The 25,607-nt window shown below is 35.0% G+C and carries 23 protein-coding genes and 1 other RNA gene; 7 read left to right on the forward strand and 17 right to left on the reverse strand.

Features of this window, described 5'->3' with window-relative positions; genetic code table 11:
• Window positions 1–30: 30 nt before the first annotated feature.
• The 3 genes from O9307_RS04915 to O9307_RS04925 are packed head-to-tail and all read left to right on the forward strand — an operon-like array spanning window position 31 to window position 4,342.
• Window positions 31–1,758, forward strand: coding sequence for a phospho-sugar mutase (locus O9307_RS04915; protein WP_298295922.1), 1,728 nt, complete (start codon window positions 31–33; stop codon window positions 1,756–1,758).
• Window positions 1,758–3,587: an ABC transporter ATP-binding protein gene (locus O9307_RS04920; protein ID WP_298295924.1), complete on the forward strand. Its 1,830-nt coding sequence runs from the start codon at window positions 1,758–1,760 to the stop codon at window positions 3,585–3,587. The genes O9307_RS04915 and O9307_RS04920 overlap by 1 nt, the downstream gene beginning before the upstream one ends.
• 53 nt (window positions 3,588–3,640) lie before the next feature.
• A complete protein-coding gene (locus O9307_RS04925) occupies window positions 3,641–4,342 on the forward strand; it encodes a hypothetical protein (RefSeq protein WP_298295926.1) in 702 nt (233 codons plus the stop codon).
• Window position 4,343: 1 nt separating this feature from the next.
• On the opposite strand, the gene O9307_RS04930 is transcribed toward O9307_RS04925, so the two are convergent.
• The 3 genes from O9307_RS04930 to O9307_RS04940 form a co-directional block, all read right to left on the reverse strand.
• Complete coding sequence (locus O9307_RS04930; RefSeq protein ID WP_298295928.1) at window positions 4,344–5,066, reverse strand: hypothetical protein; 723 nt, start codon at window positions 5,064–5,066, stop codon at window positions 4,344–4,346.
• Between the two features lie 93 nt (window positions 5,067–5,159).
• Window positions 5,160–7,619, reverse strand: a complete 2,460-nt coding sequence (locus O9307_RS04935; protein WP_298295983.1) for a carboxypeptidase-like regulatory domain-containing protein — start codon at window positions 7,617–7,619, stop codon at window positions 5,160–5,162.
• Window positions 7,620–7,633: 14 nt separating this feature from the next.
• A complete protein-coding gene (locus O9307_RS04940) occupies window positions 7,634–9,334 on the reverse strand; it encodes a M23 family metallopeptidase (RefSeq protein ID WP_298295930.1) in 1,701 nt (566 codons plus the stop codon).
• A 175-nt stretch (window positions 9,335–9,509) separates the two neighbouring features.
• Here O9307_RS04940 and O9307_RS04945 point away from each other — a divergent pair, with 175 nt between their 5' ends.
• From O9307_RS04945 to rny, 4 genes are all read left to right on the forward strand, one after another.
• On the forward strand, window positions 9,510–9,800 hold the full coding sequence (locus O9307_RS04945) for a hypothetical protein (protein ID WP_298295932.1): 291 nt from the start codon (window positions 9,510–9,512) through the stop codon (window positions 9,798–9,800).
• A gap of 3 nt (window positions 9,801–9,803) precedes the next feature.
• Window positions 9,804–10,094: a cell division protein ZapA gene (locus O9307_RS04950; RefSeq protein WP_064714474.1), complete on the forward strand. Its 291-nt coding sequence runs from the start codon at window positions 9,804–9,806 to the stop codon at window positions 10,092–10,094.
• Between the two features lie 52 nt (window positions 10,095–10,146).
• A non-coding RNA gene (gene ssrS, locus O9307_RS04955) (6S RNA) lies at window positions 10,147–10,253 on the forward strand.
• 48 nt (window positions 10,254–10,301) lie between these two features.
• Window positions 10,302–11,867, forward strand: a complete 1,566-nt coding sequence (gene rny / locus O9307_RS04960) for a ribonuclease Y (RefSeq protein WP_298295935.1) — start codon at window positions 10,302–10,304, stop codon at window positions 11,865–11,867.
• 422 nt (window positions 11,868–12,289) lie between these two features.
• Here rny and O9307_RS04965 read toward each other — a convergent pair whose 3' ends face one another.
• From O9307_RS04965 to O9307_RS05025, 14 genes are all read right to left on the reverse strand, one after another.
• Window positions 12,290–13,144 carry a hypothetical protein gene (locus O9307_RS04965; RefSeq protein ID WP_298295937.1) on the reverse strand — a complete coding sequence of 285 codons (855 nt, stop codon included), beginning with the start codon at window positions 13,142–13,144 and terminating at the stop codon, window positions 12,290–12,292.
• Window positions 13,145–13,306: 162 nt separating this feature from the next.
• Window positions 13,307–14,974: an NAD(P)/FAD-dependent oxidoreductase gene (locus O9307_RS04970; RefSeq protein ID WP_298295939.1), complete on the reverse strand. Its 1,668-nt coding sequence runs from the start codon at window positions 14,972–14,974 to the stop codon at window positions 13,307–13,309.
• A gap of 41 nt (window positions 14,975–15,015) precedes the next feature.
• On the reverse strand, window positions 15,016–16,368 hold the full coding sequence (locus O9307_RS04975) for an NAD-dependent succinate-semialdehyde dehydrogenase (RefSeq protein WP_298295941.1): 1,353 nt from the start codon (window positions 16,366–16,368) through the stop codon (window positions 15,016–15,018).
• 75 nt (window positions 16,369–16,443) lie between these two features.
• The gene (locus O9307_RS14710) at window positions 16,444–16,521 is read right to left on the reverse strand and encodes a hypothetical protein (RefSeq protein WP_366100063.1); all 78 of its coding nucleotides are present in this window, start codon (window positions 16,519–16,521) and stop codon (window positions 16,444–16,446) included.
• Window positions 16,491–16,835 carry an aldehyde dehydrogenase family protein gene (locus tag O9307_RS04980; RefSeq protein WP_298295943.1) on the reverse strand — a complete coding sequence of 115 codons (345 nt, stop codon included), beginning with the start codon at window positions 16,833–16,835 and terminating at the stop codon, window positions 16,491–16,493. Before O9307_RS04980 ends, O9307_RS14710 begins: the two co-directional genes overlap by 31 nt.
• Entirely contained in the window at window positions 16,810–17,016 is a 207-nt protein-coding gene (locus tag O9307_RS04985) for an aldehyde dehydrogenase family protein (protein ID WP_298295946.1), read from the reverse strand. Before O9307_RS04985 ends, O9307_RS04980 begins: the two co-directional genes overlap by 26 nt.
• A gap of 400 nt (window positions 17,017–17,416) precedes the next feature.
• Entirely contained in the window at window positions 17,417–18,067 is a 651-nt protein-coding gene (locus O9307_RS04990; RefSeq protein WP_298295948.1) for a GNAT family N-acetyltransferase, read from the reverse strand.
• Window positions 18,068–18,148: 81 nt separating this feature from the next.
• Window positions 18,149–19,567, reverse strand: coding sequence for an NAD-dependent succinate-semialdehyde dehydrogenase (locus O9307_RS04995; RefSeq protein WP_298295950.1), 1,419 nt, complete (start codon window positions 19,565–19,567; stop codon window positions 18,149–18,151).
• Window positions 19,568–19,574: 7 nt separating this feature from the next.
• The gene (locus O9307_RS05000; protein ID WP_298295952.1) at window positions 19,575–20,006 is read right to left on the reverse strand and encodes a GNAT family N-acetyltransferase; all 432 of its coding nucleotides are present in this window, start codon (window positions 20,004–20,006) and stop codon (window positions 19,575–19,577) included.
• A complete protein-coding gene (locus O9307_RS05005; protein ID WP_298295954.1) occupies window positions 20,003–21,304 on the reverse strand; it encodes an aminotransferase class III-fold pyridoxal phosphate-dependent enzyme in 1,302 nt (433 codons plus the stop codon). The genes O9307_RS05000 and O9307_RS05005 overlap by 4 nt, the downstream gene beginning before the upstream one ends.
• Window positions 21,297–21,782: an Lrp/AsnC family transcriptional regulator gene (locus tag O9307_RS05010; RefSeq protein ID WP_298295956.1), complete on the reverse strand. Its 486-nt coding sequence runs from the start codon at window positions 21,780–21,782 to the stop codon at window positions 21,297–21,299. The genes O9307_RS05005 and O9307_RS05010 overlap by 8 nt, the downstream gene beginning before the upstream one ends.
• A gap of 96 nt (window positions 21,783–21,878) precedes the next feature.
• The gene (locus O9307_RS05015) at window positions 21,879–23,513 is read right to left on the reverse strand and encodes an amidohydrolase (protein ID WP_298295958.1); all 1,635 of its coding nucleotides are present in this window, start codon (window positions 23,511–23,513) and stop codon (window positions 21,879–21,881) included.
• Between the two features lie 53 nt (window positions 23,514–23,566).
• Entirely contained in the window at window positions 23,567–24,910 is a 1,344-nt protein-coding gene (locus O9307_RS05020; protein WP_298295960.1) for an aspartate aminotransferase family protein, read from the reverse strand.
• A 41-nt stretch (window positions 24,911–24,951) separates the two neighbouring features.
• The gene (locus tag O9307_RS05025; protein WP_298295962.1) at window positions 24,952–25,599 is read right to left on the reverse strand and encodes a GNAT family N-acetyltransferase; all 648 of its coding nucleotides are present in this window, start codon (window positions 25,597–25,599) and stop codon (window positions 24,952–24,954) included.
• Window positions 25,600–25,607 lie beyond the last annotated feature (8 nt).

Below are 25,607 nucleotides of genomic sequence, written 5' to 3' on the forward strand. Positions count from 1 at the left end.
ATTTATTGTTTCATATAACATCACTATAAAATGCACATTCCTCAAAATATCCTAGACGCACTAAATGTTTGGCTTACCCCAACCTTTGACTCCGCTACACAAGACGCTGTAAGAGAACTTATGACTACTGCTCCAAAAGATTTAGAAGAAAGTTTTTATAAAAATTTAGAATTTGGAACAGGAGGAATGCGCGGCGTAATGGGCGTTGGTGACAACCGAATCAACAAATACACTTTAGGAAAAAGCACCCAAGGTCTATCTAATTACTTAAAAAGCGTTTTTCCTGGCGAGCCAATAAAGGCTGCCATTGCTTTTGACTGTCGTCACAATAGTAAAACCCTAGCAAAAATCGTAGCCGATGTATTTTCAGCTAACGGTATTGAGGTGTTTCTTTTTTCTGACTTACGACCTACACCGGAATTATCTTTTGCCCTAAAACATTTGAACTGTCATTGTGGAATCGTACTCACTGCATCTCACAATCCTCCAGAATACAACGGGTACAAAGTATATTGGCAAGATGGCGGACAAATCGTTCCTCCACAAGATGGCGCCATCATCAAGGTGATTGAAAATTTAAAATACGATGAAATTAATTTCACCGCCAACGAAGATTTGATTCATTATATAGACACTGAGTTAGACCAAGCCTTCATTCAATCCTCTATTGAAAATGCTAGTTTTAACACTCCAGCAACTGCTAAAGAGAATTTAAACATTGTGTTTACTTCTTTGCACGGAACATCAATCACGATCATCCCAGAAACCTTAAGCAAAGCAGGCTATACTAATGTTAATATAGTTGAAGAACAAGCAGTTCCCAACGGAGATTTTCCAACGGTAAAATCACCCAACCCAGAAGAACCAGAAGCGCTAACAATGGCATTGGCATTAGCTGACAAAACAAATGCAGATATCGTAGTAGGTACAGATCCTGATTGTGATCGTCTTGGTGTTGCCGTGCGAAATAACGATGGAAAAATGGTCTTGTTAAACGGAAATCAAACGATGATTTTGATGACCGCATTCTTATTAGAAAAATGGAAACAAGCTGGAAAAATTAACGGTAAACAATTTGTTGGGTCAACTATAGTTTCTACTCCAATGATGATGGAATTAGCCACTGCTTATAACGTAGAATGCAAAGTGGGCTTGACAGGATTCAAATGGATTGCCAAAATGATCAAAGATTTCCCTGAACTACAATTCATTGGTGGTGGAGAAGAAAGTTTTGGTTTTATGGTAGGCGATGCCGTTAGAGATAAAGATGCCGTGGCTGCAACGCTTCTAATTTGTGAAGTGGCTGCACAAGCAAAAGCAAGCGGCAGCTCCGTTTACAAAGAGTTAATCAATCTTTATGTAGATCACGGTTTTTACAAAGAACATTTAGTTTCGCTAACCAAAAAAGGAATGGACGGTTTACAAGCCATTAATCAAATGATGATTGACTTGCGTGAAAATCCTGTAAAAGAAATCGACGGACAACGTGTAATCATGGTAGAAGATTATCAATCCTCTATCGCAAAAAATTTGTTGTCTGGAGAAGAATTGACTATGGATATTCCAAAATCTAATGTACTTATTTACTATACAGAAGATGGTTCGAAAATTTGTGCAAGACCAAGTGGCACCGAACCTAAAATCAAATTCTATATCAGTGTAAATACAACACTCGAAGCTGTGGAAGATTTTGTGGAAGTAGAACACATTTTAGATCAAAAAATAAAAAATATTATTGCTGCAATGCAATTGAACTAATGGATAAAAATTTAATAAAATTACTACCCTATACAAAAAAATACCAGTCAAACATTGTTTGGAATGTGACGTATAATATTTTGTATGCCCTATTTAGTACCATTTCAATGCTGACTTTATTACCAATGCTGGAAGTATTGTTTGGCAAAAACAAAGCAATTGAAAAAGCTCCAGTTTATGAAGGAATAGGAAATATAATGGCTTATGGAAAAAATCTATTGTATTATCAAATTTCAGAAATCACCAAAGATAGTGGTAAACAATTTGCTTTATTATTAGTAGTCGCTTTAGTAATTACTACATTTTTGTTGAAAAATGTTTTTAATTACCTAGCCTCATATCACATTATGCACCTTAAAAATGGAGTGTTAAAAGATTTGAGAAAAAAAATGTTTGACAAAATAATCGAATTACCAATCTCCTATTATTCTGAAAAAAGAAAAGGGGACGTGATGGCTAGAATGCTTGGAGACGTTAATGAAGTACAAAATTCTTTTTTTTCTATTTTAGAATTAGTTGTAAAAGAACCACTAACAATCGTTTTTGCATTAATAACCATGTTTGCTATTAGTGCTAAACTAACCTTATTTGTTTTGGTTTTCATCCCTCTTTCTGGACTAATCATATCCAAAATTGGAAAAAACCTTAAGTCAAAATCTTTGAAAGTACAAAACGAAAACGGATTGCTAATTTCAATTGTTGAAGAAAGTCTAAGCGGTTTGAAAGTAGTGAAAAGCTATAACGCAGAAGCTAGTCTAAAAAACAAATTCAACAATTCTATCACAAGATTACTCCATTTATCGAATAGCATAGGAAACAAAAACAACCTAGCCTCACCTTTGAGTGAATTCTTGGGTATTACTACTATTGCTGTTTTACTTTGGTACGGAGGAAATTTAGTTTTGGTTGATGAAACGCTAGATGGTGCTTCTTTTATAGTTTATCTAACATTAGCCTACAACATTCTAACCCCTGCAAAAGCGATCTCTAAGGCATCATATTCTGTAAAAAATGGTTTAGCTGCAGCACAACGTGTTTTCGAAGTATTGGAAGTTGAAAATGAAATCACTTCAAAAGAAAACGCTATACAAAAACAAACTTTTGAAAGCAGTATCGAAATTAAAAACATCAACTTTAAGTATGAAGATGAAAATGTTCTAAAAGATTTTTCTTTAGAAGTAAAAAAAGGACAAACTGTTGCTCTCGTTGGACAATCCGGTAGTGGAAAAAGCACAATTGCCAATTTATTAACGCGCTTTTACGATGTGAATGAAGGAACAATTTCGATTGACAATCATAACATCAAAGATTTCGATTTGCATTCATTACGAAGCTTAATTGGGCTAGTTACCCAAGATAGTATTTTATTTAATGACACTATTAAAGAAAATATAGCGCTTGGCAAACCCAACGCCACCGACGAAGAAATCATAGACGCTTTAAAAATTGCCAATGCCTATGAATTCGTATCTACGCTTCCAAACGGAATTTACACCAATATTGGCGACAGCGGAAACAAATTATCTGGCGGACAAAAACAACGTTTATCTATCGCCAGAGCGGTATTGAAAAATCCGCCGATTATGATTTTGGATGAAGCCACATCGGCTTTGGATACCGAAAGCGAAAAATTCGTTCAAGTAGCACTCGAAAACATGATGCAAAACAGAACGTCTATCGTTATTGCCCATCGCCTTTCTACCATTCAAAAAGCAGATAAGATTGTGGTGATGAAAAAAGGAAAAATTGTAGAGCAAGGCACGCATGAAGAATTGATTGCGCTTGATGGCACTTATAACAAATTAGTAACCATGCAATCCCTTGAGTAGTCTCAAATTATTTGTATCTTTAAACTAGATTTTTTCTTTTTTAAATTTCACAAATGTACTTAGACAACCTCAACATAAAATTACCCGAAGATCCTGAAACCATTGTCTGGAAATACCTAGACTTGTCTAAATTTTTAGATTTATTGTTATCTAAAAAATTATTCATGTCTAGGTCCGACAAATTTGAAGACCAATACGAAGGCACCTTTAGCGAACCCACTTTTGAGGAAATCAGAAAATTATCTATTGATAACCCTGACTTTTTAAATTACTACAAAACGCATCGTGAAAAAGTAGCAATCAGCAGTTGGCATATCAATGAATACGAATCTTTTGCTATGTGGCAAATTTTTACCCAAAACAGCGAAGGATTAGCCATACAATCCACCATAGGAAGACTACAAAAAGCATTGCTACCTGAAGAGCATTTCCAACAATACATTGGGGAAGTAAATTATATTGATTACAAAAAAGAATACATTCCTTTTGATGACTTATTTTTTCCTTTTTTATACAAAAGAAAAAGTTTTCAATACGAACGAGAAGTTCGCATTATTAGTGATGTGACCAAAAACAACTTAAAGTTGAATGATGGTTTAAAAATTAATGTCGACGTGAATCAATTAATAGAAAAAATATACATTCACCCAAAGTCTGAGAATTGGTATAAAAATCTTGTGATTCAACTAGTAGCAAAATTAGGATTTGATATCGCTATAGAAAAATCAGACTTGGAAAGTGACATCTTGATTTAAACTATATTGGGGAATATCGAATCGCTTTCCACTCGTTTTTATTCAAATCGATATAGTTATAATGCACCACATCTTTTTGGTCAAACTGTCCGTTTTTATTGGTATCTTCAATGGTTCTAAAATACAATCGATTAGAAGATTCGATTAAACTCCAATCGATCAACTCTTCTAAATCCGCTGAAACTTTTGTTAATTTTTCACCACTAATAGCACTCAAATATAAGGTATTGATATCATTAGTATCCAACTTACCATCTTTATTGGTATCTGCATCAACCATTGTATAGACCATAATTTGCTTTTTGATACGATCTGAAACAGCTTTCAAGTAGGTCGCTGTTTCAATTAAAATAGGCATGGTAGTCAAAGGGCGAATCGAATCAGAACTTGTTTTTTGAAATTTTAAGTTTTGCAAAAAACCCGTAATTTCATATTGAGCTACATTGCTTATAGTAAAGCTAACATCATTTACCGCAGAAGAACCGTAACGTGATTTCGCCCCTCTTTCGTAAATGCGTAAATCACCTACGGGATGTATCAAATAATCGGTACCTTCCATTTGAACTGGCAAATCGGCAATTTCAACTTTTGAGGAATCTAGTTTTGCTACCACTGTACTTTTAGACGAATTGTCATATATCACTTTGGGTTTTTCTACTTCTTTTTGACAACTCGCCATCAAAAGAACGACAATCAAACCATTGATTATTGATTTATACTCCATGCTGAACATTATTTATTTTCAAAAGTAAACAATTCTAACAAAACCTTACACTTAATGTTTTGAAATTGGCAGTAAAAATGAAAGTAGGAGTAATTAAAAACGTGCATTTAACTTGATGTTAAAAACTCTAGTCGTCATATAATTAGGAATCCCATATTGAACTTTAGTATAAACATCGCGAACCCAAGTGTTGGTAATAGCATTTTGATTGTTGAAAATATTAAACACTTCAACACCAATAGCCAGTTCTTGAAAACTATCAGCCCATTTCCCATAGTGTCTAGAAGCGCTTCGATCGACTAAAAGTTTCGAAAACCCAACATCGGCACGACGGTAATCTCTAAGTCTGTTTTGATACAAATAAGGATCAGCATAAGATGGAGAACCGCCTGGCAAACCTGTATTATAAACCAAATTAAGATACAATTTTACACTTGGAATATTAGGCATATAATCTTGAAACAGCATCGCAAACTTTAATCTTTGGTCGGTGGGGCGAGCAATGAATCCTTTTCCATTACTACTTTCCTCAGTTTTCATATACCCGAAACTTATCCAAGATTCTGTACCAGGCACAAACTCTCCATTCCACCTCACATCAATTCCTTGCGCATATGCTTTTGCATCATTATTAGCTTGATAACGAATCCTAACGTTGTTGATGGTATAAGTATTGACATCCGATAATGATTTATAATAAAGTTCAGTAACCAATTTAAATGGACGATTCCATAAATTAAAACTATAATCATTGCCAAGAACCACGTGTACCGATTGTTGCGCCTTAACATTTGGCTGAACCACCCCATCCCTATCCCGAAGTTCTCTATAAGAAGGTGGTTGATGGTACATTCCTCCTGACAATCGAAACAAAAGATTCGCTTTAGCATTGGGCTTAATGGTAAACTGAGCCCTTGGACTAACCGTAAATTGCTGATCTCCTATAATATAGCCCCCTAAAACTTGCCAACTGTGCATTCTAACCCCCAAATTATACCAAACTAAACTGGTACCTAAATTGGCTTTACGACTCCATTGCAAATAGCCCGAAAAACGATTGATCGTATTAAAATTAATGGCTCTCACATTTTGGTATGGAGCCAAAGGACCATTATAAATGGTATAGGGTTCGTCTTTTTTGGGTAGAAAACGCGGTGGATTTAACGAAAACCCAGCAGAATCAATTACTTCCCATTCATTAATTCTATCTCGAATAGATTCACGAGTGTATTTTACTCCCCATTCAATCAGATTATTTTTCCAATCATGAATCCCTTTAAACTCGGCATTGGCGATTAAGGCATCCAAATCATTACGGGCATGATTCAATTGCGAACCTATTCCTCTAGAAAAAGTTACATCGCCCAAGGTTTCAGAGCCAATATTGGTATCTATTTCAGCCAAGCGATAGGCAGCAAAAATATCAAAGTGCTCCTTTTCCAAAGTATGAAAAACAGCGCCAATAAATTTATAGGTTGACACATCGGAAGCCTTAAATGTAGTTTTTATCGCTCCAAAAAAAGTTTGATACTGATCGCGTTCTTGCCCTTCATAAAAAACCAATAAGGCTTGCGGATTATCTATCGTACCAAAATTTGTTTGACGAGTAAGTGGTTTATAATTGTACTTGTTTTGAGAAATGTTTCCCAAAAAACTCCATTGCCATTTTGAAGAAGCATTAAAATTAATAGCAGTTTGAACGTCAACAAAAGAAGGCGTGTAATTGGTTTGTGTTTCTTGACTATCCACCAATAAACTATTATTTCTGTAACGAACCCCTGTAATTGCTGTCCAGCGCTTATCTTTTGAAATTAAATCCAAAGAGGCACTTCCCCCTAAAAAACTAGCTTCTACCGTTGCCCCAAATTGTGTCGGTTTTCTATACGTTATATCTAAAACAGAAGATAATTTATCTCCAAATTTAGCCTGAAATCCACCTGCTGAGAAATCAATATTCTGAATCAAATCGGTATTTGTAAAACTCAAGCCTTCTTGTTGTCCTGACCGAATCAAAAAAGAACGATAGACTTCTACTTCGTTGACATAAACTAAATTTTCATCGTAATTACCTCCGCGAACCGCGTATTGAGAACTTAATTCGTTATTAGAATTTACACCAGCCAAAGATTTTAAAACATTTTCTATTCCGGGATTGGCTCCAGGAATATTCTTAAGAGTAACTGGATCTATAGTCAAAATCCCTTGAATCCTTTTTTTGTTGTTGGCATTTACAAACACCTCCCCCATTTGTTCTTCTTTCTGGTTCAATACCAAATTAAAATCAACCACTTCGTTGGGTGCTACCGTTAAAACTAATGTCGCTTTTTTAAATGAAATATGACTAAAAACGACCGTTACTTTTTCATTTGAAGGGATCAATAAGGAGTAAAACCCTTTGGTGTTGGTTTGTGAAGTTAGTCCTTGAATTGCAACATTCACATCATTAATTGGTTGCTTTTTATCGTCTAAAATAAATCCTTGCAATTTTCCTTTTTGAGAAAACACAGGAAACCCAATAAAAATAAGGGTAAAAAAAATACAGATTTGAACTATTTTCAAGCGAATAACTATTTACTTATTTGACTTCTAAAAAAACGTGTTTCAAAGGTAGTAGAATTACCCATTTGGTCCACCACAATTGCTTTAAGAATATTAGCTCCTTCGGCAACGATTCCATCACTAAAATCGTGAGTGAGTTGTCTAGTTTTATTATCGTATTCCATCAAAATCCATTGATCGTTCAAATAAGCATTGTACGATTTAATTCCAGATAAAGCATCATAAATAGAGAGTTTTAACTCATTTTGAGCAGTAATCCATTTCCCTTCTATAGGTTTGCTAATGCTAATTATAGGATTTACATTATCCAAAACAAGGCCATATTTTCCCAAAGTTTTTACCTTAGTAGTAAAGGTATTCTCTTTTATAGAGGTTGGATTATACGAAATTCGCCCGCCTTCAATCCTACCTAAAAACATTTTTTCTTTTTCTAATGCTGTATGAGTAGAATCCTGAACTTGAATCGTAAAATTAGAATGTACTGGAACGGTATCGTCATGCAAAGTCAATATTTTATTCGCTGCCGAAAAATTTAAATCAAAATCATTATAAAAAGTATTGGCAGGAAAAATCACAGTCCAATTATCTTTTTCAAATATGTATTCTTTTTTTGCTTTAATAAAATAATTTGAAGGAGTCGCTTCTTTTGGAATTACAACAGCCTTTACGTCATAAGCAACTGGGATAGTGATTACTGTTTTATTAGTAAAAAAATCAGCAACTTCAATACGATAAGTCCCCGACAAATTAGGCAAAACCGATATTTTTCCATTATTCTGATCTGTTTTTATAATACTTAAGTCAAAAGGATCTATTCGGAATAACCGCTGAATACGCTGTTGCGTTTTTTTATATCTTGCATAATCTATCAAAACATTGACATAGCGCATTTCATCAAACGAATACGTCCCAAATTGATACCCATAAATAGGGCTACCGTTGTAAAAAGCTTGTACGTCAAAAACACCATTTTTATTAAAAGAAACATCGTCCATATCGGTAGCAATAATTCCAAAACCAATTTTCCCATTGGCCAAAACAGGATCTGCAAGATAAGTCCCATCTTTTTGCAAGGTCAAATTAATTGGTACTGGACGTAAAGATTGATTCACGCTAGTTTGGCTATCCAAAGGAAAAGCATAAACCGTGGTGACTTGTGGTTTTTTCGTATCCTTTAAAAAAGAATCAAATCCAAAAAACAAAGGATTGATAATAAATTCGGTTTTAGAATCTCGTATTTCGAAATGAAGGTGTGGCCCTTCTGAAGCACCTGTATTTCCAGAAAGAGCAATTAGCTGTCCTTTAGTTACAACTAACTCATTTGATTTAAAGAAAAGTTCTACTTCAAATGATTTTTCTTCGTATTGCCTTCTTTTTATTACTTCTTGAATTGGCCCAACTGCTTTTTGCAAATGCGCATATACGGTGGTATATCCATTAGGGTGAGTGATATAAATCGTCTTTCCATTTCCAAACGTTGAGATTTTAATTCTAGAAACATAACCGTCAGCAGCAGCATAAACAGGCAAACCTTCACGCTGTTGGGTTTTATAATCAAACCCCGCATGAAAATGGTTCGGGCGTAATTCACCAAAATTTCCCGATAATTGCATCGGTATATCTAATGGTGATCTAAAATAATCTTTAGGATATTTCTCTTGAGCCACTAAAACATGGCAAAAAAACAATAAAAAACAGAATCTCTTCATTTTAATATTTTTGCTAAGATAACCAAAAGAGGCAAAACTCAAAACAAAACAAATTGTTTTGATTATAATTGATTATCAAGTATTTAATTATTTTAGCACAAAAAAACACCTAAAATATTGCAATAATAAAAAGGAATACTAACTTTGTAAGATTAAGAAATGAATTGGTTATAAAATGAGTGTAATTGCAGAAATAATTGATACTCTTGAAAATAAGATTGTAAAACTTTTTTCTAAAATAAAAATTCTAGAAAAAAACAATCTAGAGTTGAGAGGAAAATTAACAGAAGCAACACGAATCATATCCCAGCAGTCAGAAGAGATTGAAGTGCTAAAAAAGCACTATGAAACACTCAAAATTGCCAATTCATTACTAGGCAGTGACGATAATAAAAGAGATACAAAGCTTAAAATAAATTCATTAATTCGTGAAATTGATTACTGTATAGCTCAGTTATCAGATTAAAACATGGAAGAAAAGCTTAAAATAAAAATATCAATTGCAGATAGAGTTTACCCTCTAACGGTAGACGCCTCTCAAGAAGAAGGGTTGCGAAGCGCTTCGAAAAAAATAGATATGATGATTAAGCAATTTGAAGAAAATTATGCCGTAAGAGACAAACAAGATGTTTTAGCCATGTGTGCTTTACAGTTTGCCTCTCAAGTTGAACAAAAACAAATTGACAATGCAATGAATGGTAGTGAAACCATTGATAGATTGCAAAAAATCAATGCAGTTTTAGATCAATATCTCGATTAAAACGTTCTTACAAAAGATTAAGATACTGCCTACATTAGTTCTTATTTGATAAACTCAACACTAACAATTTAGAATGAGCGAATCATCGTTACTATAGCAAGCCAATTCAGTTTGGAAGCTTGAACAACGAGTTAGCTCAAAACTTGTCTTTTCGAGTTTATACAATCCCACTAATGTAGGTTTTTTTATACATATAATTTAAACAAAATGGATAGTACATTATTAATAATTGTTTCAGGAATTATAGGCATTGCAGCTGGTTTTGGTATAGCTAAAATCATCGAAAAAAGCAATATTTCCAATTTGATAAAAAATGCTAAAAAAGAGGCTTCTTCCATTTTAAAAGACGCCAATTTAGAAGCTGAAAACATTAAAAAAGACAAAATTCTTCAAGCTAAAGAGAAATTTATTGAATTGAAATCAGAGCATGAGCAAGTGATTTTGGCTAGAGACAAAAAAGTAGCCGAAGTAGAAAAAAGAGTTCGTGATAAAGAATCTCAAGTTTCAAGCGAATTGTCTAAAGCTAAAAAAATCAATGACGATTTCGAAGCCAAAAAAGCAGAATTTCAAGCTAAAATTGAAGTTCTAGACAAGAAGCAATTAGAAGTTGACAGATTGCACAAAAGTCAATTACAACAGCTAGAAGTAATTTCTGGATTGTCTGCCGAAGAAGCAAAAGAACAATTAGTAGAAGGATTAAAGGCTGAAGCTAAATCAAAAGCAATGTCTCATATTCAAGAAACGATTGAAGAGGCTAAACTTACTGCACAACAAGAAGCTAAGAAAATCATCATCAACACCATTCAACGTGTTGGTACTGAAGAAGCTGTAGAAAATTGCGTTTCAGTATTCAATATCGAGTCTGACGATGTTAAAGGAAGAATCATTGGACGTGAAGGTAGAAACATTAGAGCGCTTGAAGCTGCTACCGGTGTAGAAATCATAGTTGACGATACTCCAGAAGCTATTATTCTTTCTTGCTTTGACCCTGTTCGAAGAGAAATTGCTCGTTTGTCTTTGCATAAATTGGTAACCGATGGTCGTATTCACCCAGCAAGAATTGAAGAAGTTGTAGCAAAAACAACAAAACAAATTGATGATGAAATCATTGAAGTTGGTAAACGTACTGTTATTGATTTAGGAATCCACGGATTACACCCTGAATTGATTAAAGTGGTGGGTAGAATGAAATACCGTTCTTCTTACGGACAAAACTTATTACAACACTCTCGTGAAGTATCTAAGCTATGTGGTATAATGGCTGCTGAATTAGGACTAAATGTTAAACTTGCCAAAAGAGCTGGTTTACTGCATGATATTGGAAAAGTGCCTGATGCTGAAAGCGACTTACCACACGCCTTATTAGGAATGCAATGGGCAGAGAAATATGGTGAAAAAGAAGAAGTTTGTAATGCAATTGGAGCGCACCACGACGAAATCGAAATGAAATCTTTATTATCTCCAATCATTCAAGTTTGTGATGCGATTTCTGGAGCTAGACCAGGCGCTAGAAGACAAGTATTAGATTCTTATATCCAACGTTTAAAAGATTTAGAAGAGGTAGCCTATGGCTTTACTGGTGTAAAAAATGCTTATGCTATTCAAGCTGGTAGAGAATTACGAGTAATTGTAGAAAGTGAAAAAGTTTCTGATGACAATGCAGCATCATTATCTTTTGAAATTTCTCAAAAAATCCAAACCGAAATGACCTATCCTGGACAAGTAAAAGTTACAGTGATTAGAGAAACAAGAGCAGTTAACATTGCTAAATAAAAAAACATTTATCTCAAGAAAAAAGGCAATTATAAATAAATTGCCTTTTTTTATGCTTGTTTCTTATCCTCCACTAAATTCATAAAAACACTTTAAAAAGAATACCTCATCTCGATTCTTGCAAAAATACCCGTTTGTTTTTCAAATAAAGCACGATCATCAATTCGGGAAACTGGATGGGAATACTAACAATCTTATGATTTCGTTTCTTCTACATAACAATACTTTATCTCGCTAAATATCAGTCATTTTAGGGCAATTTAACCATTCCTACTTCAGATTAGTCTTAAGAGCTTCATTTTCATAAATATAAAACAAACAATCCTTTTGGATTTAATAAACGAATACCCCTTAATGATCAATAATTAAGGGGTATTTTTCAAAAAAATAATATAAATAATAAAGGGCAAAAAAACTATAATTTACTTAGAAAGAGAAAATGTTACACCAGCAACTAGGAACTGATGATTTAAAAAACCAAGATTTTCTCGAGCATCAGTGGCATTGTAAGTATAACTTAACCAAATTGGCATTACAATGCTTTCTGATAATTTTACCTCCTTAGACAATTTACAACCAAGATTAACAAAAGAAGGTTTGTCATAATCTCCAGCATTATAATATTGCGCTTTGTTATTCCAAACCACACCTACGACAGGAGCTATGTTAATCCCAAAAGGAGCCTCATAATTATAGCCAACTTCCATGTAGGTGGTGTAATTTTGCTTTCCTTTTTCATCAAATTCATCTTTATATTTAAAGTCATTCCCTGCTAGAAAAGTACTCGAAGTGAACCAGAGTGGCAAACCGTGCTCCGAAAAATCAAACATAAGTATCAAATCAAGAGTATTCGAACTGCTGTTTCCCCAATCAAAAAATTTGTTTGACGTACCCTCTTGTCGATCTGTAGAAGGCCAGTAATATTGTTGCAATGAAACCGTAAGAAAATCACTCACTGTATAATTTAAAATAAGATCTAACTCTCGATACCCCTTAGTGGTGCCATTTTCATCAAAATATTCTTTTTTAAAGTTATGCGTTCCCCAAAAGCCTACTGAAAAACGATCGGTTACATTATAGGTTCCATATATTTGTGCAACAGGGTAGTTCCCACCCCAGGATTGTCCACGCCATATATATCTTGAAGCTAGATCTAAATTTAGATCCCAAGTTCCTTTTATAGGTTCTACAACAGCTTTTGTTGAATCGGTCGCTTGCGTTTGAGCAAAAACGGCCCCAGTAAGTAGCATCGCTACAATAACACTTAATTTTTTCATTTGGTTTATAGTTTGGTTAAAATATGATTAAAATAGAACTCTAGAGAGGGTCGCTTAAAATAAATAGTTCGGTAAAAAACTATGAGTATATTTTAGAATAATTATAATTTCAATGTCAATAAAAACTAGAAAAGCATATAGTTACCTAAGCTAATTTCAAAACTAACTTTTCATTTTAGCAACAATAGAATCAGCAGCAATTCGACCCGTTTCCGCAGCTCCATTCATGAATCCTTGAAAATCTTTACTACAATGTTCCCCTGCAAAAAATACGTTTCCAATAGGTTCTGCTGTATGTAGCATAGCCGTATTCCACTGTCCTGCTTTTGGGCAAGTATAACTCGCTTTTACCCAAGGATAAGTAGACCAAGCAGCAAAAACATGTTTATTCGCATACACTTTTTTAGACCCTGGAAATACTTCGTCTAATTCATTAATATATCGGTTAATTTCAATTTCTGGCAAATCCGTTTTCCAAATGTGATTGGCTGGAGCATATTTATTATTTATGGCTATTTTAGAAAGACGAATAGACTCATCACCTCCAAAGAAACAGCAATAAACGCCTTTGTTACTGTCCACACTTTTTATACTACTAGAATCCCAGCCATCATGGATATCCTTATGAAATAAGTAGCCATAGAATTTGTTTTTGCCTTCGCGCCAAGGTCTATTCTCATATCCAATGAACAATTTATTATTTTGACCGTATCCCAATTCTTGAATCGAATTCATTTTTTCAGGAGTCAACTCAGGCAAGTCAATTTTTACGTCCCTCAACATCGTGAACGGAATGGTTACAATAACAAAATCAGCCTCAACTTCTTTATTATCTTTAAAAGTCAAAATATATTTTTGTTCTTTTTTGGAAATTGCACTAAGCATTGCATTCAAAACAACAGGTTCTGGTAATTTTGAAGCTATACGTTCAATCAGCTTTGAATTCCCCTCCTTAATTCTATACTTTTCATCACTATCGCCAAATATTTTAAACCCTTTAGAAGTATCAGTATCAATCATATCCAACATATTTATAGCAGATTGCTCTGAAGTATCCAAACCAAATTCAGCCATATAAGCTGCTGTGAAAGCCTCTTTTAACCATTTTGAACATTTTAAAGATTTGATATATGATGACAAAGTCATTTTATCAAAAGCCAAAGCGGAGGGAGTATTATAATTTTCTCCAAGACTTTCGGCATCTTTGAGTATTTTGGGGGCTATTTTTTTAAATTCTTTTATTATTTCTTCATCGGAAATATGTCTTCCATCAAAAAAATAGGTTTCATGAACCAATCCTGCGGCTTTAGATTCGGCATACATATCCACCAATTCTAAGTTAAATTCCTTAGCCAACTCAATCATATCTGTATGAATCGAATCTATGAAATCACCACCAAATTCAGGATGAATTCCCATTTGTAAGGCATCATTATAATGCGTTAAAATACGGCCACCTAAACGAAAACTTCCCTCATAAACCGTAGCATTAATACCTAATTTACTTAATTGATAAGCCGCATTCAAGCCAGCCATCCCTGCTCCAATAATAACCACTTTTTTATCATTTTTTGGTGCTGTTTTTCCATCAGAAACTGGTTTACTATTGGACTCATTCTCTTTTTTACAACCTATCATTGAGGTTCCAATTAATCCAGTAAGCAAACTAAACTTCGTTACATCTCCTACAAATTTTCGACGGGTAACCGCATCGGCATTTTTAAACGCTATGATTTTATCCACTTCTATTTCAGGGTTTTCATTTGAAAATTGAGCTAATTTTAAATTAGCCAAAATATTTTTCAATACTGTTGATTTTGGATTTCTCATGGTTTTTTTGTTTTTTTTAGTTGATGTAACTACATATTATTTTACTCAATAATCACAGATTTCATATTCATAAATTCTTTGATTCCTATTTCGGATAATTCTCTTCCGTAACCTGATTTTTTGATTCCTCCAAAAGGAATTCTAGCATCCGAACGCACTAGGGAATTCACAAAAACATTACCCGCTTCTACGGTTCTCGCTAATGTGTAAGCTTTCTCTCTGTCTTCTGTCCAAATAGCAGCTGCCAAACCATATCGATGATTATTAGCAATCGCAATTGCATCATTTTCATCTTTAGCCCTAATAATTGTAGCCAATGGTCCAAAAGTTTCTTCCTGAAAAGCAATATTATTTGCATCCACAAAATCAATTAATGTGGGCTGAAAATTGCAATACTCTCGTTCTCCTCCCACCAAAATTCTAGCACCTTGCTTTAGAGAATGTTCCAATTGGTAACTCAATTTTTCGGCCAAATCAATTCTAGCCAAAGGCCCCATGTGAATTCCGTTTTGTAATGGATTCCCTTGCTGTAGCGCACTTACTTTTTGAGTAAACAAAGCAGCAAATTCGTCTGCAACTTTTTCGGTAACAATAAAGCGTTTGGCACAAATACAAGCCTGACCTGCGTTTAACATTCTTGATTGGGTAGCTACTGTTGTGGCTTTTTCCAAATCGGCGTCATTCAAAACGATAAAAGCATCTGATCCTCCCAATTCTAATACCGATTTTTTGATATGTTTTCCAGCTAATGCCGCCACTGAAGAACCTGCCATTTCACTACCTGTTAAGGTAACTCCTGACACAATATCAGAAGCAATAACCCTTTCAACTTGTGGGATATCAATGTTTATTTGTTGAAATACCCCTTCAGGAAAACCAGCTTCCAAAAATGCTTTTTCGATTGCTTTGGCACAACCAATTACATTTGGAGCATGTTTTAATAAGGTGACATTCCCAGCCATAATTGCTGGAGCAGCATAACGCAATACTTGCCAGAAAGGATAGTTCCAAGGCATAATCGCAAAAACAGCCCCAGAAGGATCATAAACCGACATGCTCTTGAAAGGTGTGTCATACCGCTCATCTCTCAACATTCTTTCGGCATTCTCTGCATAAAAATCACAATTCCCTGCAGATTTTTCTACCTCAGCGATTCCTTCGGCTAAAATTTTACCCATTTCACTGGTAATTAATAAGCCCAATTCGTCTTTTTTGCTTCTTAATATTTCGGCCAGTTTTTTCATTTTATCGGCTCTTTCTTGAAAAGACGTGGTCCGCCAGTGCTTGAAAGCCGATTCCGACAACTGCAGTTTTTGAGTCAATTGCGCATCAGTTACAACTTCATGCTCCGCAATAACTGCTTGTGTAAACGGATTTATAGATTTGAAAATCATTTTATTTTTTTGTTTAAAGTTTAAAAGTTTAAAGTTGTTTAACTGAACACTAAAAACCTGCTACTGCCTATTTTTCTAATACCATCCCACTGGATCAGTATCTAGATTGATATTGACTTGTTTTACTTCGAGGTAATTTTCGATACCATACAATCCCAGTTCTCTACCTGTTCCTGATTGTTTGTAATCCCCCCAAGGCATTTCTTGAAGGTAGGATGATAAAAATTGACCCAGCCAATTCCATCTCTAATTTTTGGCATTACCCGATGTACCCTTGTTACATCTTGTGTGAATAAGCCATACCCCAAACCATATTCTGTATCATTGGCTATTGCAATAGCTTCTTCTTCGGTAGAAAATTTCAATAATGCTACTACTGGTTCAAATATTTCTTCTCTATCCATTCGCATATTTGGAGTAACATCAGTAAAAATAGTTGGTTCAATAAAAAAACCCTTTGCTATCATCTGTATTGCCTCCAAAGACTAATTTCGCTTCCTCTTTTCCTACTTCGATGTAGGTTCTAATTTTGTAAAAATGACCTTGAGAAACAACCGATTCCATTGTGTTTTCGTCATCACTCCCGTCACCCACTTTTATGTTTTTGGCTCTAATTTCAACACCACAATCATAGCCTTCGCAATCCAAAATATTATCTCTAAAAACACTTAAAATCCATAATTAACATAAGATTTCGTAACGAAACTGAATTATTCTATAAAAGCAAGAGCTCACAAATTATTTTTGTTGAAGAAATACTTTTGAATTTAAGATTAGGAGTAAATTCTTGTTTTGGAAGAAGAAATTGATTCACGGAACTCAGCTAAAAAATTTAAAACAAGTGAAGTACTTTAGTTGTGGTAAATTTCTAATGCAGAACATGAGTTATACAGCATTTCTTCGGATTTTTTACCACAGTTTGAAAATATACCGATTAATATGATTAATGATACTATTACTTTTTTCATAGGGTTTGATTTTTTGGTTAGTATTTAATTTAAGTGTTTACAATTTGAACTGGACATAAAAAATAACAAGTGACGATCTATTAATGATGCTCACTCAATTTTGTATTTGGATCTAATGGCCAATACATCAAAACCGAACAATTACCACTCCTTGGATCGTCTAAATAATCAAATAAGGGTTCAACCAAAATAAATCCGCATTTGGTTTGCGCCGTAACAGTTGGATCAATAATTTCCCCTTTTATGAGTTTGTCACAATATTCAGCGATGGTCATTTGGTCTTTCACTTTGTCAAAACCAATTGGCATTCCAGCAGTCATTTGTCCCAAGCAACCCAATTCTTTTGCTATCTCTTGACGTGCATTATAGATTTGCTTCCCAATACCTTTTCCTTGATAATCGGGATGTACTGAAACGTCCAATCCATATAACCAATCTGCTTTTGGATCATGTGTTCCCAACCATAAATTATCCGATATTTCAAGAAAGGTATGATGTCCTTTGTGATAATTTTGCTGCAAAGTTGTAGTAGCAGCAATTACTCTATCACCATCTAGAACAATCATTTGACCTTCGGGAAAAATTTCCATGTGTCGCAAGTATTGTTCTTCTGTCATCAATTCTTCAGCTGACAATGTTGGAAAAACAATTTTTTGAAGTTCAGCTTCTTGTTTTGCGTATTCTGGCGTAGCCGTTTGTAAAATATATTTACCTAAAATTTCTTTTTTCATAGCCCTCTAGCCCAAAAAGGGTGTTAAGATTAATACTAATTCTCATTTTTTGTCTTTATGCACCGCCTAGAGGGCTAAAGACTACATATTCCCGTAACTTATCAATTTCATTTCCAAATATTCTTTCAATCCTTCAGCTCCTGATTCGTGACCAATGCCACTGCTTTTAATTCCAACAAAAGGCAATTCAGTGCCGTGTGCCGCCCATTCGTTGATTCCTACCATTCCAAATTCTAGATTTTCGGCATAAAAATTTGCATTTTTAAGATGATTGGTAAAAACATAAGAGGCCAAACCATACTCTGTATCATTCGCCCATTCGATTACTTCTTCTTGGGTTTCAAAAGGAATTACAATCATTAAGGGACCAAAAACTTCTGTTTTGATAAATGTTTGCGTTTGTTTTGCTTCGATTAAGGCTGGATGCACAAAAAAACCTTTCTCAGCTTTTTCTCCACCAATATGAATAATTGCTCCCTCACTTTTTGCTCTTTCGAGCATCGCCAAAGAATGATTTTGTTGTGTTTTATTAATCAGCGGCCCAACAAAATCAATTTCGCCACCGTTGATTCCGGTTTGTAGTTTCGAAATATCTTCTTTTACAATAGCAACAAACTGATTGAAAATACTAGCATGTACATAAAAACGTTGTGGCGAAACACAAACTTGTCCACAATTTCTTAATTTGGCAACCAAAGCTTGATGCGCAATAGCCTCTACATCAACGTCTTTATCAATGATAACAGGGGCATTTCCTCCCAATTCTAGAGACAATTTGGTAGCTGTTTTTGAAGCACCGTCCATTAATATTTTTCCAACACGAGTGCTTCCTGTGAAACTTATTTTTTTCAACAAAGGGTTCTCAATCATTTCTGCACCCGAAGTGACAGGTTCGGTATTAATTAAATTAAACACTCCCTTTGGAATTCCTGCTTCATGCAAAGCTTTTGCAATATTAAAACTCGACAATGGAGTAAATTCGGAACCCCGCATTACAACGGTACAACCCGCTGCCAATGCCGCAGCTACCGCTCTGGCTGGATTATACGCAGGGAAATTCCAAGCCGTAATCACACCAACAACGCCCATCGGCTGATAAATGACCATCGAACGTTTGTCTATTCTACTGGAAGGAATAACTCTTCCGTAACTGCGTTTTCCTTCTTCTGCGTACCATTCAAAAAGATTGGCTGCAACTTGCCATTCTCCCCTAGCCTCAAGCATGGGTTTTCCTGTTTCCAAAGCAGTTTCTTGCGCCAGAGCTTCGACATTTTCCCTCATATAATTGGCCGCTTTTTTTAAAAACTCGGCTCTATAATAAGGCGTTGTATTTTTCCACGTCTTGAATGCACTATCGGCAGCATTTATAGCCAAACGACAATCGTCCACATTACCAAAAGGAACCTTATCTAGAATTTCTTCAGTCGAAGGACTTTGTAACTCCCATTTTGCGCAGTCTATTGCATCGCACCAATGTCCATTTATATATTGTTTTCTCATCTTTTTTTTAAAATTCGTTAACATTTCGTCCAAAATGTAATGAGTTAATTTCAAATCCAGCATTTAGATACAATCGATAAGCCTCTTTTCTTTGGAAACCCGAATCTAGTGACAAATGGTCATACTTGTTTTCCTTAACATATTGCTTAATAAAATCTAAAAGTTGACTTCCAAATCCTTGCTTTCTATACCTTGAATGAGTTACTAGATCATCAATATATAGCGTTTTACCGCTATGCAATAAATTTAGCGTTCGTACTCCCGCTACAGCAAAAGCCATAGTGCTGTTGCCAATATAATACACTTGATACTCTCCTGAACTGAGTTGAATTTTCAATAAATTATGCAATTCAGCTTCAGTTCTATTGGTTCTTAATTCTAATAATGCTGGAATTAGAATAGCTATATCAGAAAGCGAGGCTTGTTTAACGCCACTCATGATAGTATTTCTTTAATAGCTTGTTCTAAAACATCTAATCCTTTTTGCAACACTTCATCTTCAATAAACAAAGGGCTTAAAATTCTAATACAATTCCCGTAGGTTCCAGATGTAATCACAATTAATCCGTTGGCTAGACATCTATCAACAATTGCTTTTGTGGCGACACCATCTGGAATTCCAGTTTTTGGATTGGTAAATTCTATAGCCAACATGGCTCCTAATCCACGAACATCAGTAATGGTTTCTGGATATAAGGATTGTATGTGTTTGAATTTATCATGAACGATTTCGCCAACTTTTTTACCTGCGGCATTGATATCTTTTTTTTTCATATAATTGATACTTGCCAAAGAAGCCACACAGCTCAAGGGACCTCCCAAATAAGTTCCGCCAATAAGTCCAGGTTTTATGGCATCCATAATTTCTTGTTTTCCGATTACAGCACCAATTGGCATTCCGCCACCCATTGATTTTGCCCAAGTAGACAAATCTGGTGTTACCTCATAATGCTCATAAGCCGCCCATTTTCCGGTGCGCCCAAAGCCCGATTGTACCTCATCAAAAATCAAGACAATATTATTTTCGGTACAAAACTTACGTAAATACTGCACGTATTTTTTGGAAGCCACCGTGAATCCGCCTTCACCTTGCACCAATTCTAAAATAATTGCAGCCGTTTGACTGATAGAAACCGTTGACGAGAAAGTCTTATGCAACTTCATAATCATCAACTCATCAAACTCATCTTGAGTCATTCTATTCTTCATGCTCGGTTTGTAGTAAGGGTATTCCAATCGATACACCTCGGGTGCATAAGGTCCCGCTCCTTCTTTGTATTTTACATTAGATGTCAACGTCATTGCCATCATGGTGCGACCATGAAAAGATCCATCATAACAAATAACTCCCGACTTTCCAGTTACCGCTCGCGCAATTTTGATAGCATTCTCTACTGATTCCGCTCCAGATAATGTAAGCATTGCTTTGGTAGCTTCTCCGTGAGGAAGAAGTTCACATAATTTTTCAGTCAAATCCAAATATTGCTCGTAAACCGAAACATTAAAGGAAGCATGAATAAATTTTTCGGCTTGTTTTTGAATGGCTTCAATGATTTCTGGAACGCCATGTCCGACATTATTTACACCGATTCCTCCAGCAAAATCAATCAATTCTCTACCATCTGTATCAATTATTATCGCACCTTTGGCCGACTGAATACTCGATGGATTAAAAATACCCAAAGCGTTTGGAACACTTTTCTTTCTTCTTTCGTATAATTTATCTGTATTATTCATTTTGTTTGCTTGATAATTTTGCTAATTCTAAATCAGGTTGTGCAAATTTGTATATTTTCATATACATGTTGGTTTTGGTATCAAAAACACCTTCCAAAACATGAATTTTTTCACCAATTAATTCATTCAAATGTTCCATTCCACGGCACATGACATTCGCTTCTATATCGAAATCACCAGAAACAGAGGCTAAAAAACTAATCTCAGGTAATTTAGCTAATTGTTCAAAAATAGAATTCATAAAGGTTTTGGGTTTGACGGAAATCAAAATACTCGCATAAGCATTAAATCCAATTTTGTTGGGATCAATTCTACCTATAATTTTTAAAGTCCCATCTTCAACCAAATTGATGTAACGGTGTCTTATGGTACTTACTGCAACATTAATTTCCTTTGAAATTTCAGTAAATGACATTCGACCATCTTTTTGTAATAATGTCAAAATCTGAAAATCCAATTCATCGTCTAATACACTCATTTTTAGTAATTTTTGTAAATTTTTAATAATAATCCAAAAGTAATTAATTTATTTACAATAAAAATCAATTTTTTGGTTTTATTTTCAAAATCAAAATTATTTTTTGTGTATTAATTTCCCCGAAACCCAGGTCTCTAGTGTTTCAACATCAGCAACATCTTCTAACTCGAAGGGGTTTTTATTTAAAACAATAAAATCAGCAAATTTGCCCACCGCTAAGCTTCCTTTTACATTCTCCAAATTATCAGCAACAGCACTCCCTTTCGTATAGGCATACAATGCTTGCTGCAAAGTAATTTTCTGGCTTTTGCCAATGACTGAGCCATCTGCTGCTTTTCGGGTTATCGCTGTTTCAATATTTACCCAAGGATTTATTTCCTTTACCACTGGCCCATCGGTAGATAATGCCAAATTAATATCGTTATCCAAAACCGTTTTACATGGATACACCACCTCTAATAATTCATCGGTCAATGTGTTTTTGAAATTATTGGCCAACTCATAAATAAATATGGGTTGCATGGCAGCGGTCATATTCATTCGTTTGAAATCATTTATATTATCTTGGGATAAAAAACCAACATGTTCAATTCTGTGTCTTAAAGTAGGATCCATTTTGAACAAATCACTATACACTTTCAAAGTCAAATCAATTGCTTGATGACCGATGGCATGGGTTGCGACAGAGAAACCTTTATCTACCGCTTCTTTGGCTGTATGATAAAATTTATCATAATCCAATCGCAACACGCCTTTGTATCCCTCAGTATTTTTATAAGGAACATTCAGAGCCGCTGTAGCCGAACTCAAGCCTCCGTCCGAAAAGAACTTTACGGTTTTTATTTGTAAAAAATCTGATTCATACCGTTCAGGCAACACTTGAATTTCATCACTTCCATCTGGAATTCGAAGCGGAAACACATTCATTCTCACTTTCAGCAAACCTGCTGCATCCAATTGTATATAGGCTGCAAGTAGTTCTTCGTTGGCCGCAGGATCTGTGGCACTTGTGATTCCAAGACTTAACAAATAATCATGCGCTTCGAGAATCATATTTTTATACTCCTCGAAAGTAAAAGGCGGAATATGATTCATAATTAAACCTAAAGCTCTTTCGGTGAAAATTCCCTGTAAACTGCCGTCTTGATTTTTTCGAATTTCACCTCCAAAAGGCACTTCGGTAGCTTCACTCACTCCCGAAATTTCTATTGCTTGGGAATTGGCAATCCCAATATGGGCACAGGTTCTTATGACAAAAACAGGTCGATCAGTAATTATTTCATCCAAATCTTCCTTGGTAGGCAAACGCTTTTCTTCGAGTACCATTTCATTAATACCACGAGCCATAATCCATTCTGAATTTGGATTTTTAGCAGCAAAATCTTTTAGCTTTTGTTTGAATTCCACTATAGATTTTACGCCTCGAACATCCAGCATATAGGTACGAAGATGCCCTATTTTCCAAACATGAATATGCGCGTCGTTGAGTCCTGGCACTATCGTTTTTCCTTGAAAATCAATTTCTTCTTTAAAAGAAACAAATTGATTTCGAAGTTCGGCTACAGTACCAATGGCTTCAATTGTACCTAAATCATTTAGTACCATGGCATCTGCTTTAGCCAAAGCATTATCCATAGTGATAATTACGGCGTTATGTATAATCCTCACCCCCGACCCCTCTCCAAAGTAGAGAGGAGCAGAAAAGCCAGTATTTTGATTTTTATTTTTCACGAGTTTAAAAAAATTATTCAATATTCCTAGTTCTTCCTTCGCGGGCTAGGGGCTTATCTTTCGTTCAACACCTCTTGAATGGCTTCTTCGATTACATCAAGACCTTCATGCAATTGTTCATCCGTAATTACAATTGGAGGTAAAAAACGAATACAGTTGGTATACAATCCTGCTCTAATTAAAATCAAACCATTGGATACCGACTTTTTGATTACCGCCATTGCAAAATCCATATCGGGTTCTTTGGTTGTTCTATCTTTTACAAATTCTACTACAAGCATAGCTCCCAATCCACGAACTTCACCAACCACACTAAATTTTTCCTTCATGGCGTTGATTCTATCGGTAATAATTTTACCAACATGTGTCGCACGATCCAAAAATTCTGGCTTGATAATTTCTTTTACTGTTGCTAATGCTCCAACAACAGCAATTGGGCTTCCGCTATACGTTCCACCAATTCCTCCTAAGTGTGGGGCGTCCATAATTTCGGCTTTTCCAGTAATAGCAGATATTGGCAATCCTGAACCTATTGATTTTGCCATAGTAACAATATCTGGAATTACACCAGAATGCTCAATAGAAAGGAATTTTCCTGTTCTCCCTGCTCCTGCTTGAACTTCATCAGCAATAAAAACGATTCCGTGGTCATCACACACTTTTCTGATTTTTTCTAAGAAACGTTTTGGTACTGGAATAAAACCACCTTCCCCTTGAACAGGTTCAATAATGATAGCAGCAACAGCAGAAGGATCCACATGAGAGATTAAATTTTGATCAAAACGTTCGATACAAAAATCAATATACTCCTCCTCTGTCATGCTATTCGGTCTTCTATACACATTTGGAGAGTGAAAACGATAAATATCTTGGGCATAGCTTCCAAAACCTTTTTTGAATAAACCATATTTACTCGTCAAACTTAAGGTTAACATTGTACGACCGTGATAAGCACCTTCAAAACAAATTACTGCGGGTCTTTTGGTATAATATCTTGCAATAGCTACTGCATTTTCTACCGCTTCAGAACCAGAGTTTGCCAACAAAGTCTTTTTTGGAAAATCACCTGGCGTTATTTTATTCAACAATTCGGCAAATTCCAAATAAGGTTCAAAAGTTGTAACAAGGGCACCTGGATGAATGTATTTGTCCAGTTGATCTTTCACCGCATCAATTACCACTTGCGGTCTGTGACCTAAATTTACCATTCCGATTCCTCCTGCAAAATCAATCAATTGATTCCCATCAACATCCCATACTAAAGCTCCTTCTGCCTTTTCAACTACCACTTCGGTAGATTTGCCTAGACCAGCTGGTAAAGCCGCAGCTCTTCTTGCTAATATTTCTTTGCTTTTTGGGCCAGGAATTTCTGACACTTTTTTAATTTGAGTTCTCATTGTATTTTATTTTTGCTTTTTATTCTTTATTCTTTTATTTGCTATAAATAAAAATTTTCATCAACTGGTTTATACATTAAAATACTGCCAAATCCCGATTCAGCATCATTAATGTAATTGTATAAAGGCCTAATCCACCGAAAACCTGCACTACGTTGTGGCGTAATGGTAGGATCTATTATTTCGTCGTTCATCACTCTTTTACAATATTCTTCAATAGTCATTTGGTCTTTTACTTTGCCATAACCAATTGTCATTCCTGCAATTATTTGTCCTTTTAGACCTAATGCTGCACATATTTCATTTCTCGCTTTGTACATCTCTTTTGAAAGTCCTAAACCTCTATACTCTGGTAAAACTCCCATATCTATGCCGTACATCCATTCTCCATCAGGGATTTGTACATTCGTAATCCATAAATTATCGGTCTCTTCTAAAAAAGTACTATCGTGCTCTGGAAAATTACATCTGAATGAACTTGCAGAAGCTATAATCATTCCATCCTTTTCTACTACGATTTGGCCCTCTGGAAAAACCTTAATATGATTTGCAAAATGATTGCTAACTAATATTTCAGATTCATGCAAAGTAGGATAGCATTTTGATTGAACATATTCCATTTGAATAGCATCATCTGGAGTCGCATTTCGAATCTCAAATTCATTATGTAAAACATTTTTCAAAATCATACTATTCA

The organism is Flavobacterium sp. (assembly GCF_027531905.1).
Classification (GTDB): Bacteria; Bacteroidota; Bacteroidia; order Flavobacteriales; family Flavobacteriaceae; genus Flavobacterium.